The following is a 15,867-nucleotide window of genomic DNA, read 5'->3' on the forward strand; positions in this document are numbered from 1 at the left end:
ACCAGATAGCGCACACTGTACTGGGAAAATTTCTGGTACCTCGTGCAATATCTGGTACTTAGTCTGCTATCTGGTACAAACTGCTTATTTCATAGGATGGGAATGCCGAACAAGCACAGCAGTAAGGTGAACTGGCTGGGTCTGGCATGAATCGCCTTTGCGAGCGCCAGCGAGCCAGGCGAGAAGGTTAGTTCACCGTTGCTGTGCTTGTTCGGCATCAAAAGAACCTTATGAATAAGCTCCCTAGTCCGTCTTCAGCACCAGCAGCAGATCTCCGCCCTGTACCTGAGCGACGTCGTCAAACACCACGCGTTCAACGGTGCCGCCAATCGGCGAGGTGATTGAGGCTTCCATCTTCATCGCTTCGATGGTTGCTACCTGGTCACCAGCAGAAATCTTATCGCCGACCTTAGCGGTAACGGTCACGCCTCCTGCAAATGGAGCTGAGATATGACCCTTATTTGAAGGATCTGCTTTTTCTGCTTCCTTCACATTTGATTCAACCGAGTTATCGCGAACTTCCACGGTGCGTGACTGCCCGTTCAGGGTGCAAATCACGTGACGAATACCCTTAGAGTCAGGCTCGGAAATCGCCTGCAGGGTGGCAATCAAACGCACGCCCCTACCGAGGGAAATCACGTGTTCACGGTTTTCCATCATGCCGTAGAGGAAGTCGCGGGTGTGCAGAATGGAAACGTCGCCAAATTCTTCACGTACCGCTTCAAACTCGCGGGTTGGTGCAGGGAACAGCAAGCGGTTCAACGTGGCGCGGCGGATTTCCGAATCGCCCAGGAGAGCCTGGCGGTCTTCATCAGACAGCTCATTCACACCGGGCTTGGACAGCTTACGGCCCTCCAGCGCCTTTGTGCGGAAAGGCTCAGGCCAGCCGGCGGGCGGAGTGCCCAGCTCGCCGTTGAGGAAGCCAATCACCGAGTCGGGAATATCGAAGCTCTGCGGATTCTTCTCAAATTCTTCAGGGTCAACTCCCATGCCCACTAGTTGCAGAGCGAGGTCGCCTACTACCTTGGACGACGGCGTCACCTTCACAATATGGCCGAGCATGCGGTCAGCGGCGGCGTACATATCCTCAATCGCCTCAAAGCGATCCGCCAAGCCCAAAGCGGTTGCCTGCGCACGCAGGTTGGATAGCTGTCCGCCGGGAATCTCGTGGTTGTACACGCGACCTGTCGGCGAGGTCAGGCCGTTCTCGAACGGCTTGTAAATCTTACGCACTGCTTCCCAATAGGGTTCGAGCGAAAGAACCGCATCCAAATCAATCTCAGGCTCACGAGCGTTGCCATCCATAGCAGCAACGAATGCGGAGAACGAAGGCTGCGAGGTAGTACCTGCCATGGTTGCAGTAGCGACGTCGACGGCGTCCACTCCCGCTTCAACAGCGGCAAGCAGCGTTCCTACCTGTCCCCCGGCAGTATCGTGGGTGTGCAGGTGAACCGGCAAGTCGAAACGGTCGCGCAGAGCAGTCACCAGCTGGCGAGCTGCTTCGGGGCGCAAAAGTCCCGCCATGTCCTTGATAGCCAGAATGTGTGCACCGGCGTCCACAATTTGCTGAGCCAAATCGAGGTAGTAATCGAGGGTGTAGACCTTCTCGTTGGGGTCAAGCAGATTACCCGAGTAGCACAAAGCCACTTCGGCAACGGCAGTGCCTGTCTTACGAACAGCCTCAATAGCCGGAGTCATCTGTGAAACGTCGTTGAGCGCATCGAAGATACGGAAAATATCGACGCCCGTTTCGGCAGCTTCTTTCACGAACGCGTCGGTTACCTCAACCGGGTAGGGAGTATAACCCACCGTATTGCGACCGCGCAGAAGCATCTGAATCGGAATGTTAGGCATAGCCTCACGTAGATAGCGCAGGCGTTCCCAAGGGTCTTCGGAGAGGAAGCGCAGAGCCACATCATAGGTTGCACCGCCCCATGCCTCAATCGAGAAGATATTGGGGGTTACGTGAGCCACTGCAGGAGCTGCCGCCAGTAAATCACGAGTACGGACGCGCGTTGCAAGAAGCGATTGGTGAGCATCGCGGAACGTCGTATCGGTGACTGCCACAGGCTTGTACTCGCGCAAAGCCTTGGCGAATCCCTCGGGACCCAGCTCCTGTAGCTTCTTGCGCCAACCGGCAGGAGGCTCATGGTTAGATGAATCGAAGGGGGTACGGAAGGGTTCTTCTACCTTATCCCCAGGGTAACGAGGGAGCTTTTGACGGGGGTCAGGTCCTTCAATCCGAGGACCGTTCGGCTGATTCACCGTTACGTTAGCAAGGTACTGTAGTGCCTTTGTGCCCTTATCCCCCAGCGGCTTTTTGTTGACCAGCTCAGGGTGTTCGTCAATGAACGGCGTGGAAACATCGCCCGAACGGAATGTGGGGTCTTCCAACACAGCCTGCAGGAACGGAATATTAGTTGCGACGCCGCGTATACGGAATTCCGCCAACGCCCGCTGGGCACGCTGCACCGCTGCGGGGAAGGTACGACCGCGGCAGGTAAGCTTCACCAGCATGGAGTCAAAGTGCGGGGAAATCTGAGCACCGGTGTAGACGGTGCCACCGTCCAAACGAATGCCAGAGCCACCGGCGGAGCGGTAGTAGGTTACCTTGCCGACGTCGGGGCGGAAGCCGTTGGCAGGATCTTCGGTGGTAATACGACATTGAAGAGCGGCACCGCGCACATGGAGTTCGTCTTGGCGGATGCCCAAATCTTCGAGGGTTTCGCCTGCCGCAATGCGCATCTGCGACTGCACAATATCGACGTCGGTGACTTCTTCGGTGACGGTATGTTCCACCTGCACGCGCGGGTTCATCTCAATAAAGACGTGCTGACCAGCGCGTTCACCGGCGGTATCAACCAAGAATTCCACGGTGCCGGCGTTCTGGTAACCCAGTTCTTTGGCGAATTTAACCGCATCGCGGAAGAGCGCCTGACGGATTTCTTCGTCAAGGTTCGGCGCTGGTGCAATTTCCACAACTTTCTGGTGGCGGCGCTGCAGCGAACAATCGCGTTCAAAGAGGTGCACGATGTTGCCTTCGTTATCCGCCAGAATCTGCACCTCAATGTGACGAGGGCGCAGTACAGCTTGTTCCAAGAAGACGGTAGCGTCGCCAAAAGCTGTGTCTGCCTCACGCATGGCAGCAGCCAGTGCATCGGGCAAAGCCTCACGGGTCTCCACACGGCGCATACCGCGACCGCCACCACCGGCAACAGCCTTAACGAAGACGGGGAAACCGATCTTGTCTGCCTCAGCGATCAGGTAGTCAGTGTCGGTGGAAGGTTCCGAAGAATTCAACACAGGAATTCCGGCTCGGCGCGCGGCTTTGAGCGCTTCCACCTTATTGCCTGCTAGTTCTAGCACTTCGGGAGCTGGACCGATGAAGGTGATGTTGTTTTCAGCCGCTGCACGGGCTAAATCGGGGTTTTCCGAAAGAAATCCATATCCGGGATAAATGGCATCTGCACCGGCTTCTTTGGCAATGCGGATAATCTCATCAATATCCAGGTAGGCGCGAACGGGGTGCCCTTCTTCGCCGATTGGGTAAGCTTCGTCCGCCTGCTGGCGGTGAATCGAATGGCGGTCTTCGTAAGGGAAGACGCCGACAGTCTTTGCGCCTAATTCATAGGCAGCTCGGTAAGCACGAACGGCAATTTCACCGCGGTTTGCTACAAGAACTTTTTCAAACATAGAAATGTGTTCCTCTCAGTCTCAGAAAGTTGGTAGAGACAAGACACACGCCAGTGTGCCGCATTACTAATACCGTAAACCATCAGTACTTGTATCTACGTATTGGTCAACTCAATAGTTCATAAAGTGGAAATATTTATCTTCAATCAGCTTTTGATTTGAATAGTTCGGGAAAAATCTGGAGAAATTATCACTGAATTGGGGACTAAGGTTGCCTAAGAGTTACGACGAGATTCGATAGCATTACTTAAAGCTTTTTCGGTTTACGTCGAGCATTCGCACACGATTTATTGGGGGACCAATTTCATGCCTCTTTTGGTGAGTATCAGCAGCCTCAAAGGGGGCGTAGGCAAAACATCGGTCACTCTAGGACTAGCTTCAGCAGCCCTTGCCGCAGACATGCGTGTTCTAGTGGTCGATATGGACCCCCACGGTGACGCCAGCACCGGCCTGGCTGTCGAAGACGGCGGAACCGACGTCGGCACCATGCTTTCCCGTCCCAAGAAATTTACTCTCTCTGAAGAAATAGTCCCCTCCGGATGGAATGCTCTAGCAGAAAAAGCAGTCATGGAACGCCAGCTTCAAAATGAGGCGGAAGACTTCGCTGAGGATGACGAAGAGCCAGATACCGAAGACCCGGCAGAAGATGCGGTAGATACTGCAGAGGGATCAGCGATTGATGCTGACTCCCGCGCTGAAGAAGACGGGGAGTCTAACTACGACGAGCTGGATGAAGGCTACGAGTACGTTACCGAAGACACTTCCGCTGTAGAGGTGGAATACGAAGACGAAACCGCGAATCCCGACCTAGACACCGATAGCGTTGATGAACACCAAGAACTCACCAATCCTGCTAGATCCCGCTGTGGCTCAGTAGATGTGGTGCGCGGTTCAGCGGCAACCACAGGGCTCGAATCACTGACTTTGAAGAAAGCTCTCCCCCGTCTCCGTCAGCTTCTCGATGGTGAAGTAGAAGACTACGACCTCGTGCTCATTGACTGCCCGCCCACTCTTGGCAGGCTCACCTCTATGGCATGGGCAGCATCTGACCGCGTGATTTCTATTGCAGAGCCATCGCTGTTCTCCGTTGCAGGTACAGAGCGAACCCTTCGCGCCATTGCCCGGTTCGAACAAAATTCTGAGTATTCGGTGGGTGCGGCATCCGTCGTCATCAATAAGGTGCAGGATAACAACCCCGAGCATAACTACCGCATTGAAGAAATGACTACCCTCTTTGGCGAGCTGGTAGCTATCCCCTCACTCCCCGAGTTCGAGTCTTTCCAGCGTATTCAGGGTTCTGCCTACCCCGTACATTTCTGGCCTGAGCCCGCAGCGCAAGACTTTGCTCAGAAGCTGACTGACCTTCTCGAAGGCTTGCTGAACTAAACAGGCTCACAAAAATGACCCCGAGGAATCGGGGTCATTTTTTCATTGTCAAGTTTTTCAATTTTTAAGAGCCATATGCTGCTTTTTGAACGCGACGAGCGTGCAGCTCATCTTGTATTTCAGTTTCATCCACGCTCTGGGTACTCTCGCCCGGCAGCTTTGCCAAGTTAGTCTCTAGTTCGCGCCAGACGCGGCCGATAGCGATACCAAATACACCCTGACCAGCCTGCACCAAATCAATGACTTCATTGGGTGAGGTGCATTCGTAGACTGATATGCCATCGCTCATCAAGGTAATACCCGAAAGATCTTCTACCCCGCGAGTGCGCAGATGCTCCACCGAGGTACGGATTTGCTGCAAAGACACGCCGGTATCGAGTAAGCGCTTCACAATTTTCAACACGAGAACGTCGCGGAAAGAATAAAGACGCTGAGAACCCGAACCCGATGCAGAACGCACCGTGGGAGTAACCAGCTTGGTACGAGCCCAATAATCAAGCTGACGGTAAGTAATACCGGCAGCCTTGCATGCGGTGGGACCTCGATAACCAAGATTTTCATCCACCAAAGACAGCGAATCGGTAAAGAGGACGCCCTGCTCTCCCTGAGGAGGTTCGGTAGGCATCACGGCATCAAACCCCAAAAGAGGCTGATCCATCGGCACTGCGGCGAAACCGGTAGCGGAGTTCAATGGACGAACCGATGAGGCCGAGCGTGCAGAGCCGGCGTTCTCGTTAGCTACCATGTGGTGATCCTAACCGTAGTGTAAACAGGGACTCTAGCAATAATACCGCCATGGCAACGCAATCCTCGGTTAATCCGGGGTGCACCTGATGGAATATTGCTGTTTTTAAATTCTGAATGCGGCATCTCTGCCGCATTCAGGACTCCTTAGCTTAACACGCGCAGGAGTGGTTTTAAAAGAAATTGCAGGTTTAGAAGCTGGGCATTGACGATGCAACCAGTGCCATGTGAAGCCGCAAGCATAGCTGGGCGATTTCCGACGCGCGGGCTGCCGCTTTCGCCTGGGAATCTTCGTCTTTTCTCGAAGCCAGCGGAGCTACAGCGGTCTCAACCAAACCGACTTCTCGCTCTGCAGCCGCTCTAAACTGGCGCAGATGACGAGGCTGGATACCGTGGGAGGTCAGCTCGGAACAAACACGGGTGACCACGACGTCGTAGTCGTCGTAGACACCGTTATTTTCCCGAATCAGCCCAAAGTTAATCAGTTCCCTCAATAGAGGCATATCTACCTCAGCAGCTGCAGAGAGCTCACGCAAAGTATAGGTGGCACCGCTGTCTTTGATGCTTGCCAGCGGAGAATCAGACAGGGCAGGCTGAGACTCAGCTGATTCCTGAGACGGAGCAGTCTCAGATGGCGACGTAGACGCCGGCTCAGGCCCCACTGCAACTTCATGCAAAGTGTTGGATTCCACCAGCTCTTTGATAACTTTTAGTGGCAGGTACCGATCCCGTTGCAGTAGAAGAATCAGCCGGAGCTGCTCAACGTCTGCAGCAGAATACTTGCGGTAACCGGTATTTGTACGCTGCGGGTGTACCAATCCTCGGTCCTCCAAGAAACGAATCTTGGAAGCGCTAATGCCGGGAAAATCGACATCTAAAGCACTGAGAACTTGCCCAATGGTTTTGTCCTTAGCCGCTTTAATCTGAGATTCCTCAGTCCCCTCTTTTTCTTGCTGAGTTTCTGAGAATTCAGACATTATTTGCCGGTGCCCAAGAAGAACGAGAAGTGGAACTTACCGATGTTAATTTGCGATCCGTTCTGCAGATATGCGTTATCTACACGGTCACCATTCACATAAGTACCGTTCAGAGAATTATTATCAATCAATTCAAAAGTACCGGCGTTGGGCAAGAAAGCTGCGTGCTGGCGAGATACAGTGACGTCGTTCAGGTAAACGTCTGAGTTGGGGCTACGACCAGCTACGATAGGCTTGACGGCGCCGGTCTCATCCGTTTCAATATTCAGCAAGAAACGTGCACCGCGAAGTTCACCGTTCGTACCAATCAGCAAAGCTGACCCCTCGGGAAGAGTCGCAATAGCGGCTAGCTCCTCCTGGGTAGGTGCGTAGGCAGGCTGCCCGCCAAGCTGCGCATTCGCAGCAATAGCAGTCAGAGCAGATGTTTGGGGGTGAGCCTCGTTATTGGGCATCTATACTTCCTCAATGAAATAACGCACCCTCATAAGGCAAAAAGCCAGGATGCGGCAGGATTTTAGGGATTTTCAATGGTCACGAATCGGTAAACATTGAAGCTCTCGTCCAATCTTAGCCAGTAAGTCTCAATCTTGCATAGAATTATTCAGATTTAAGCAAAAAAATTACCGGCTGCTCCAAAGAGCAGCCGGTAATTACAGCTCTAGGGGATTAGCCGATTTCAGCTTTGTAACCCTCTGCATCCAAAAGACCTTCAAGTTCTGCCTCATCTGCAGGCTTAACCTCGATGAGCCAGCCCTCGCCATAAGGATCAGAGTTAACCAGTGCTGCGTCGTCTTCCAAGGCCTCGTTAATCTTTACAACCTCACCATTGATGGGTGCAAAAAGATCTGAAACAGACTTAGTGGACTCAACCTCACCGAAGCTTTCGTTAGCTTCGAGGGAGTCGCCAACCTCAGGAAGATCAACATAAACGACGTCACCCAAGGAATCCTGTGCGTGGTCGGTAATACCGATACGAACGGTACCCTCGTCGGTGAGGCTGGTAACCCATTCGTGTTCAGCAGTGTAAGAAAGATTTGCGGGTACTTCGCTCATAATGGCTTTCCTTTCAAATGCGTGCGGTAGCCCTCTTCATAAGCGGCCGAGCGCACGATGCTATGGAGTAAATCCTGCGTGCAAAGAGGCAAACGCTCAATAGCGATTACGCTCACATTTAGTATCTCATATTTGCCGGGGCCTCGTGCACTTCACGATTCAAAGTGCACGAGATGTTTAAGGTAAGGAGGTAACCCCCGGCGAGGTTACCTCCTTCATTTACTCAGCTCTTACCCTTAGATAACGCCTTCGGAGAAGCGGTTAGGGTTGCCGAAGCGGTGAGCGGTAATCGAAACAGCCTGTTCCTTGACGAACGGGAGCATTTCGATCATGCCAGCTTCAGTGACAGGCTGGGTGTAGACGGCAATGTCAGGACGCCCACCGAGGGCTTCGAAGATGCCAACGGCGTCCGAACCTACCAAGCGAATACGAGAACCTTCCAAAGGGCCACCCTCGAATTCGCGCACATCACGCTGAGCTTGTTTACTGAGCCACTGGCGATATTCAGCATCTGATTCCACAGTGATTTTCACACCGTGGTTCTCTAGTGCACCGCTCGCAGCCACGGGAAGCGGCTTTGCAGTGGAGAGGTAAACCGGTGCACCTGCGGCCAAACCAGCTAGCAGAACACGTACAACGGAGTGAGCGCTTGCGTCTGAATCTGCACGAACCTGAACTGCCTGGGGCACATAGCGCAAAATATTGCGCTCAACACCGAGCTGGCTGGGGTCATGACCAATACCAAACTCAGAATTCCATGCCAGGGAGTCAGAGGACGCCGAGCGCAGCAAGAACTCAAGCTCGCTCTGATCGACCGAGGAAGGTTCGCGCACCGCACCGATTACTTCGCGAACTGCCACCGAGGTAGGTGAAGCGGTGCTCTGCGATTCCTTGGACTCCCAGTCGGTCAAAGCGGTGAGGTAGTTAGGGCCACCCGCTTTGGTACCGGATCCAACGGTTGACTTCTTCCAACCACCGAAGGGCTGACGCTGCACGATAGCACCGGTAATACCGCGGTTGACGTAGAGATTGCCCGCCTGAACCTTGGAAAGCCACAACTCAAGTTCGCCGGAATCGAGCGAATGCAAACCGGCAGTCAAACCATAGTCAGTTGCATTCTGTAGCTCAATTGCTTCTTCCAAAGTCTTAGCTGTCATGACGCCAAGAATAGGACCAAAGTACTCGGTCAAGTGATACTCAGAGTTAGGTTTGACGCCGGCACGAACACCGGGCGACCACAAACGACCGGATTCATCCAACTTCTTGGGCTCAATAACCCAGTGCTCCCCCTCGTCCAGTTCGGTCAAACCGGAAAGCAACTTGCCTTCAGCAGGTGCAATGACGGGGCCCATCTCAGACTCAATGTCCTGGGGGTAAGCCACATGCAAAGACTGCACCGCATCTACCAACTGATGGTGGAAACGCTTGGAGGTAGCAACGCTACCTACCAGAATGACGGTTGAAGCAGCCGAGCACTTCTGACCTGCATGGCCAAATGCCGACTGTACGACGTCTTTGACTGCAAGATCAAGATCCGCATTCGGCGTCACAATAATAGAGTTCTTTCCAGAGGTCTCACCGAACAGGGGCAGATCCTTGCGCCATGAACGGAAGGTTTCAGCGGTTTCATAACCACCGGTAAGAATCAAACGGTCCACAGCAGGTGAGGAAATGAGCTTCTTTCCAGCTTCCTTATCAGTCACCTTAATGAGGCGCATCAACTCGCGGGGTACTCCAGCTTCCCAGAGAATCTCTGCGATTAGAGCACCGGTCCGAGCGGTCAGCGTAGCAGGCTTGAAGATAACGCCCGATCCCGCAGCTAAAGCAGCAAGCACACCACCGGCAGGAATAGCGGTGGGGAAGTTCCACGGCGGGATTACCAAGGTGAGGTTGACTGGAACCGGCGAAGCGCCGTCCATCTTCTCCTGTTTTTCAGCAAGTAGAGCATAGTAGTTAGCGAAGTCAATTGCCTCGGAAACTTCGGTGTCGCCCTGGTCAAGGGTCTTACCGGCTTCAGCAGCCATTACCTCCAGGAACTTATCTCGATTCAGACCAATCTGAACACCCACATTGCGAAGAACCTCAGCGCGCTCAGCACCTGACTTCTTGCCCCATGCTTTAGAGGCATTGATAACAGAATCAATCAGTTCATCCACCTGAGCGGCTGAAGAAAGCTCGTTATCTTTAAGTGCCTGAAGACCAATTTCAGTTGTCTTGGAACGTTCAAGAATGTCACGACCCCACACGCGGTTTTGCTCCAGTGAAGAATCGGTATCGGGAGCATTTTCAAACCCAAAACGAGGGCGGAACACAGTCTGAGCGGTTTCTTCCAAACGATTCTGAGTACGCTTAGGGCCGGGAACCTCATCGGTTACAGAATTGAGCGAACGCATGAAGCGAGCCTGCTCGCGCTGGAACAACTCATCGCTCTGGTGCAGATCGAAGACGGCACTCATGAAGTTCTCAGACGAAGCGTTTTCCTCCAGGCGACGCACCAGGTAAGAAATTGCGACGTCGAATTCTTCAGGGCGAACAACCGGGGTATAGAGCAAAACATGCCCTACACGGCGCCGGATAACCTCACCCAACTGATCCGCCATACCGATGAGCATCTCGAATTCGACGTCATCCTGAACACCGCGATCCTCAGCCAAAAGCAGTGCAAATGCGATATCAAAGATATTCTGACCAGCAACACCCAGACGGATATTCTTAGTGTGTTCGGGGCGTAATGCGTAATCAAGCACACGCTTGTAGTTGGTGTCGGTGAGCTGCTTGGAATCCCATGTAGTCACGTCCCAGCCGTGAACAACAGCTTCAACGATTTCCATCGACAGGTTAGCGCCCTTTACCAGGCGAACTTTCACGCGAGAACCGCCGTTTTCAACACGCTTGGCAGCCCATTCCTGCAAGTGCTGCATAGCCGCCAAGGTATCGGGCAGGTAAGCCTGCAGTACGATACCTGCTTCAAGATCGCGCAGGTGCTCCTGATCGAGAATCTTGGTGAAAACTGCGATGGTCATGTCGAGGTCTTTGTACTCTTCCATGTCCAAGTTAATGAACTTCTTCTTGGGAGAGTTAGCTGCCAGCTCATAGAGCGGAGTCAGACGGCGGACAGCTTCTTCTACAACCTCATCAAACGCCCAGTGCGAATGGGGGCCAGAAACTGCCGAGACCTTGATGGAAACGTAATCGACGTCGTCGCGGGAGAGCAAACGCTTGGTTTCGCTCAGGCGGCGCTCCGCTTCCTTATCGCCCAGAACTGCCTCACCCAACAGGTTGATATTCAGTTTATTGCCGCCCTCAGTGAGGTGCTTGATAGCGGGGCCCAGCTTTTCATCTCGTGCGTCGATAATGAGGTGGCTGACCATCTCACGCAGCACCTTACGTGCAACGGGAACGGTAGGCCAAGATGCCTTGCCAGCAATCGCGCCACCAGCCTGAACGGCAGCCTTCATGTACCAGGGAAGGAAGGCAGGGGCGAGGGAGGAAATCTTAGAAAGGTTAGTACCGGCGACCGAAGCGTCTTCAGGGCGGACGACGGTGTCCACGAAGCCTACGGTGAAGTCCAGGCCGTTAGGGTCTTTGAGTACGCCAGCCAGCATTTCCGCTGCCTGATCGGAAGGTACGTTCTGCGCTTCTTTAAGCCATTCTTGAACGAGTTTCTGTGCACGCTCAGCAAGCTGCTGGTAGTGATCAGAGGTGAAAGTGTATTCCACGGAATCTCCCAACGATTCTAGGGTGCCGCCCGTAAGCGGCGTTGATGCTCTCTCTATTGGAACACGCTATGACTGCCCGCACACTATTAGAAATTTTGAATCTTATTCACTGATACAGTTAAGAATTTCTTAATAGTTTATTTCTCCAAGGAGACACCGTGTACGACGTCCGCCGCCTGCATATGTTGCTGGAAATTCACGAGCGAGGCACCCTCACCGCAGCTGCCAAAACACTGCACCTCACATCCTCTGCTATCTCCCAGCAAATTTCTGTTCTCGAAAAAGAAGCCGGTACCGCGCTGATCCAGAAAGTTGGACGAGGCGTTCAGCTCACCACCGCAGGGTTGGTGCTAGTTGAAGGCGCGCGCAGAGTTCTAGAAGAGTTTGACTCAATGAAAACACGGGTGGAGAGCCTCACCGGAGAAGCTCGAGGAACAGTGCGCATCGCTATTTTTCAATCGGCGTCCCTCGCTCTTTTACCTGCAGCCCTTGAATATCTGCAGAAAAACCACCCAGCGGTTCAGCTCCACGCGATGCAGATAGAACCCGAAATTGGTCTCAATCTGACCAAGAGTAGGCAATTCGACCTCACTATCGCCGAGACGTATCCCAACCACTTTATTCCAGAGATTCCAGAACTCTCTTACGAATTGCTCACCGAAGACCGTCTAAACATCATTGCGCCCCAAGCAACAGATGCCGAAGAGCTCACCGAGGCCCAAAATCTACGCTGGGTTTTTGAAAATACCGGCAACACCAGCAGACAGTGGGCTATCAACCTTTGCCGAGCCTCCGGGTTTGAACCGCGTGTCGATTTCGATATTGACGACGTCATCACCCATCTTCATCTGGTACGAGCTGGGTACGCGGCGGCAATTGTGCCTCAATTTATTGTGCAAAGTTCTGGCGGGTTGAACGGCGTGAAGATTCTCCGCACTCCTGAGGAACATTTTCGGAAGATCTACATGGTGACCCGTCGAGAAAGCCAAGATCAGCTCTCCATAGGCGCGGTTCGCGATGCCCTTAAGTGGGCGGCACACCGCGATGCCGAAGTTTGATTCATGATTGTTCCAGGTGCCTAACCTAAGGGTCACTAAATCCGCAAAAGTGCATTTATTTGAGTGCACTTTTGCGGATTTAGTGACCCTTAGGGCAAATTACCCCTTATAGGCATCCTCAAAGTCATCACTTTTTTCGGTCATCCCCCAGCCACCGTTTTTGTAAGCGGCATCCACCTGGTAAGGGGATAAAATTATCGAAATTTCCATCAAATTCGATTGCATCAACTTCCTTTTTCGCGTTTGCGCTTGATGAAGGGGAAGACGTGTTTGATGGAGACGACGAACCTGTGGATGGTTCTGCGGTCTGGGGGGCTTTCATTCGAGACGAAGAATTTAGGCAGCTTTCAACAGCAACTCCGCCAGCTGCGCATCTATGACCAGGTCGGTCACTGCGCCCGTCATGAGCGCCCCCATCAGCGCAGATAGCCGGTGCGCTCCCGAGACCACCGCGATACGTCGTTTGATGCGCACTAGTTCAGCAGGGGTCGGACCGGTCGCCCGTCTATTCACCTCAAGGTCCGCAAAAGTGCCATTCTCCCGTAGAAAAACCGTGCACATATCCCCCACTACACCGGTCTGCCTCAGGCGGCGCTGCTCTTCCTCGGTAAAGTACCCGCCGTTATAGACATGCGAGGGAATCGCGCCGCCAAAAGCACCAATTCCAAAAAGTGCGACGTCTGCCACCCTCTGCATTTTCAGCACAGAGCGCACTGATTCTTCCTGCCACATAGCCTCTTTGGTGGTGGCGCGATCGAAAAAAGCCGGGACAGGAAAATGAATCATCTGAGCACTAAATGCCTCGGCTATCTGCCCCAAGATTGCACCTGAATAAGGAATACCCGTATGACGGGCGTTACCCGCCCCATTAAGTTGTACAACCAAAGCGTTTTTGAGCGGGCGGGGAGGTAGTTGTCGGGCAACTTCGCTCACCGTAGACCCCCAAGCCACCCCTAAGACCATGTCATCGTGCATCACATTATTGAGTAAAACACCCGCCTCGCGAGCTACTGCTTGCATCCGCCCCAACGCCGAATCGCGTGGGTTTGTGGGTACTACCAGAGCTTTAACGCGGAACCTATCCCCCAGCTTGGTCGCTAAGTCATTTTTCGGTTTGAAATCATCATTGAGATTAATTTGCACCAGTCCCACCTGCCGCGCTTCTTTGAGAAGCCGTGAAACAGTAGCGCGTGAAACAGATAACCGGGCTCCCACCTGATCCATAGTGAGATGTTCCAGGTAGTAGAGCTGAGCCGCTTCAAAGAGCTGAGTGTTACGTTCTTTCACAGTTCTAGATACTAGTTGAAAATTCTTTCAGATTGTTTGCTTCCGTATAGACTCAGCAGTTCAAATAGAGAAAAGGTAACTATCAACTAAAGGGGTTCGAACGTGTCATCTGCACAGTTTGCACAACAATCACGGCTCACCAAAGAATCGCGGTCAAAGGCCCTTGCAGCCATGACCGATTCAGAGGGGCTAGACATTCTCATCATCGGTGGCGGCGTCACCGGCGCTGGCATCGCTCTTGACGCGGCAACGCGCGGTCTGCGCACCGGCATCGTCGAAGCTGGCGACTGGGCAGCAGGTACTTCCGCTTGGTCTTCTAAGCTTGTTCACGGTGGTCTGCGCTACCTCTACAACCTGGATTTCAAGCTCGTTGCAGAAGCTCTTAAGGAGCGAGGCAATCTGCTGACCAAAACCGCACCCCATCTCGTCAAAGCACAGCCCTTCCTATGGCCTTTGAAAATGCCCGTAATTGAGCGTGCGTATTCAGCGGTGGGAATCGGCATGTATGACGTCATGGCATTCGCCGGCGCCCGTGGCAACGCCACCGTTCCTCCACAACGACACTTCACCAAAAAGGGAACTAAGAAAATCTTCCCGGGCATTAAGGATGACAAATTCACCGGTGCTATTCAGTTTTACGATGCACGCGTGGACGACGCCCGTCTCGTCATCGACTTGGTGCGCACCGCAGCTGGCTATGGCGCTCTAGCCGCTCCCCGCACCCAGGTTATTAGCATTCTCAAAGATTCCTCAGGAGCTGTGAACGGTGCAGTCGTCAAGGATCTCGAAACCGATGCCGAACTCGAAATCAAAGCGAAGAAAATTATCAATGCCACCGGTGTCTGGACCGAAGAGACAGAATCCATGGCGCAGAAAGATGCCGGCTTGAAGGTTCTTGCTTCTAAGGGTATCCACATTGTGGTTCCTCGCGAGCGCATCCAAGCGTCCTCAGGCATTTTCACTCAGACAGAGAAGTCTGTTCTGTTTATTATTCCTTGGCAGCGTTACTGGATTCTTGGCACCACCGATACTCCGTACACCGAGGACATTGAAAACCCGGTGGCTACCGCTAAGGACATCCAGTATGTCTTAGATCAGGCGAATGAACTGATTGCTGAAGAGCTGACTCAGGACGATATTATTGGCACCTATTCTGGCCTTCGTCCGCTACTTCAGCCGGTTTTGAAGGAGGGCTCTGAGAAGTCATCTACAAAGGTTTCGCGTGAGCATACTGTCACCGAGATTGCACCAAATATGAGTGCTATCGCCGGTGGTAAGCTCACCACCTATCGCGTGATGGCTGAGGACGCCGTCGATTTTGCGTTGGGTGACGAGGCGAAGACGCGCCCCAGCGTTACCTCTGATATTCCTTTGGTCGGTGCAAATGGCTACCAGGCAATCTTGGGTTCAATCGAATCGATTGCTCAGAAGCAGGGTTGGGATAAGCAGCGCCAGGAGCACCTGTTGGAGCGCTACGGTGCAGAAATTACCGATTTAGTGTCTCTCATTGAGAAGAATCCGGACCTCGGTGAGCCCTTGAAAAATGCTCCGCAGTTCTTGCGTGCAGATGTTGTGTACGCGGTTCAAGCTGAGGGTGCGCTTCACCTTGAAGATGTTCTGGTTCGCCGTGTTCGTCTGGACTTGGAGCAGCGCGATCGTGGGCTTTCTTCGGCCGAAGAAATTGTTGCACTGATGGCCCCTGAACTTGGTTGGTCTCAGAAGGATGCCCAGCATGAAGTTGATCTATACCGTCAGCGTGTTGAGGCTATTGCTGCGGCGGAGAAAACCTCCACAGATTCTGAGGCAGTTGCTCATCTTGAGGACGTTGAGAGCGTAGCTCCCCGTCAGAAGTTGAACAACGCTTCATAACCCATAGGTAAACATACTAAGTGCATGAGTACCTCCGTTTGAGTGCGCTAAATCGCCGAGGGGATGGTGTTTAGCGCACTC

At 53.1% G+C, this 15,867-nt stretch carries 11 protein-coding genes; 3 read left to right on the top strand and 8 right to left on the bottom strand.

Going from position 1 to position 15,867, the window contains the following annotated elements; all coding sequences use genetic code 11:
* Positions 1-243: 243 nt before the first annotated feature.
* On the bottom strand, positions 244-3,693 hold the full coding sequence (locus IDM48_RS07390; RefSeq protein ID WP_145177037.1) for a pyruvate carboxylase: 3,450 nt from the start codon (positions 3,691-3,693) through the stop codon (positions 244-246).
* Positions 3,694-3,999: 306 nt separating this feature from the next.
* On the opposite strand from IDM48_RS07390, the gene IDM48_RS07395 reads away from it, so the two are divergent.
* Positions 4,000-5,079: a ParA family protein gene (locus IDM48_RS07395; protein WP_190616743.1), complete on the top strand. Its 1,080-nt coding sequence runs from the start codon at positions 4,000-4,002 to the stop codon at positions 5,077-5,079.
* A 64-nt stretch (positions 5,080-5,143) separates the two neighbouring features.
* Here the strand turns inward: IDM48_RS07395 and IDM48_RS07400 are convergent, their stop codons facing one another.
* The 5 genes from IDM48_RS07400 to IDM48_RS07420 form a co-directional block, all read right to left on the bottom strand.
* Positions 5,144-5,737: a MerR family transcriptional regulator gene (locus IDM48_RS07400; protein WP_145177049.1), complete on the bottom strand. Its 594-nt coding sequence runs from the start codon at positions 5,735-5,737 to the stop codon at positions 5,144-5,146.
* 277 nt (positions 5,738-6,014) lie between these two features.
* Entirely contained in the window at positions 6,015-6,800 is a 786-nt protein-coding gene (ftsR, locus tag IDM48_RS07405; protein ID WP_083147291.1) for a transcriptional regulator FtsR, read from the bottom strand.
* The gene (locus IDM48_RS07410; protein WP_190616744.1) at positions 6,800-7,252 is read right to left on the bottom strand and encodes an FHA domain-containing protein; all 453 of its coding nucleotides are present in this window, start codon (positions 7,250-7,252) and stop codon (positions 6,800-6,802) included. Before IDM48_RS07410 ends, ftsR begins: the two co-directional genes overlap by 1 nt.
* Positions 7,253-7,466: 214 nt before the next feature.
* Complete coding sequence (gcvH, locus tag IDM48_RS07415; protein WP_068171799.1) at positions 7,467-7,853, bottom strand: glycine cleavage system protein GcvH; 387 nt, start codon at positions 7,851-7,853, stop codon at positions 7,467-7,469.
* Positions 7,854-8,089: 236 nt separating this feature from the next.
* Positions 8,090-11,572, bottom strand: a complete 3,483-nt coding sequence (locus tag IDM48_RS07420; protein ID WP_190616746.1) for a bifunctional proline dehydrogenase/L-glutamate gamma-semialdehyde dehydrogenase — start codon at positions 11,570-11,572, stop codon at positions 8,090-8,092.
* A 158-nt stretch (positions 11,573-11,730) separates the two neighbouring features.
* Between IDM48_RS07420 and IDM48_RS07425 the strand changes: the two genes are divergently transcribed.
* Positions 11,731-12,630, top strand: coding sequence for a LysR family transcriptional regulator (locus tag IDM48_RS07425; RefSeq protein WP_238397929.1), 900 nt, complete (start codon positions 11,731-11,733; stop codon positions 12,628-12,630).
* A 99-nt stretch (positions 12,631-12,729) separates the two neighbouring features.
* Here IDM48_RS07425 and IDM48_RS11735 read toward each other — a convergent pair whose 3' ends face one another.
* Both IDM48_RS11735 and IDM48_RS07430 read right to left on the bottom strand, forming a co-directional pair.
* Complete coding sequence (locus IDM48_RS11735) at positions 12,730-12,855, bottom strand: hypothetical protein (protein ID WP_274382295.1); 126 nt, start codon at positions 12,853-12,855, stop codon at positions 12,730-12,732.
* Between the two features lie 111 nt (positions 12,856-12,966).
* Positions 12,967-13,917 (bottom strand): sugar-binding transcriptional regulator, encoded by a 951-nt coding sequence (locus tag IDM48_RS07430; protein WP_068171792.1) that lies wholly within the window; start codon positions 13,915-13,917, stop codon positions 12,967-12,969.
* A gap of 102 nt (positions 13,918-14,019) precedes the next feature.
* Here IDM48_RS07430 and IDM48_RS07435 point away from each other — a divergent pair, with 102 nt between their 5' ends.
* The gene (locus IDM48_RS07435) at positions 14,020-15,786 is read left to right on the top strand and encodes a glycerol-3-phosphate dehydrogenase/oxidase (RefSeq protein ID WP_190616747.1); all 1,767 of its coding nucleotides are present in this window, start codon (positions 14,020-14,022) and stop codon (positions 15,784-15,786) included.
* Positions 15,787-15,867 lie beyond the last annotated feature (81 nt).

Origin of the sequence: Rothia amarae (genome assembly GCF_014705945.2) — a bacterium.
GTDB lineage: Bacteria > Actinomycetota > Actinomycetes > Actinomycetales > Micrococcaceae > Rothia > Rothia amarae.

Coding starts and splice junctions, on each gene's coding strand:
- IDM48_RS07390 (WP_145177037.1), bottom strand. CDS start 3,693: ATGTTTGAAAAAGTTCTTGTAGCAAACCGCGGTGAAATTGCCGTTCGT.
- IDM48_RS07395 (WP_190616743.1), top strand. CDS start 4,000: ATGCCTCTTTTGGTGAGTATCAGCAGCCTCAAAGGGGGCGTAGGCAAA.
- IDM48_RS07400 (WP_145177049.1), bottom strand. CDS start 5,737: ATGGATCAGCCTCTTTTGGGGTTTGATGCCGTGATGCCTACCGAACCT.
- ftsR (WP_083147291.1), bottom strand. CDS start 6,800: ATGTCTGAATTCTCAGAAACTCAGCAAGAAAAAGAGGGGACTGAGGAA.
- IDM48_RS07410 (WP_190616744.1), bottom strand. CDS start 7,252: ATGCCCAATAACGAGGCTCACCCCCAAACATCTGCTCTGACTGCTATT.
- gcvH (WP_068171799.1), bottom strand. CDS start 7,853: ATGAGCGAAGTACCCGCAAATCTTTCTTACACTGCTGAACACGAATGG.
- IDM48_RS11735 (WP_274382295.1), bottom strand. CDS start 12,855: ATGCAATCGAATTTGATGGAAATTTCGATAATTTTATCCCCTTACCAG.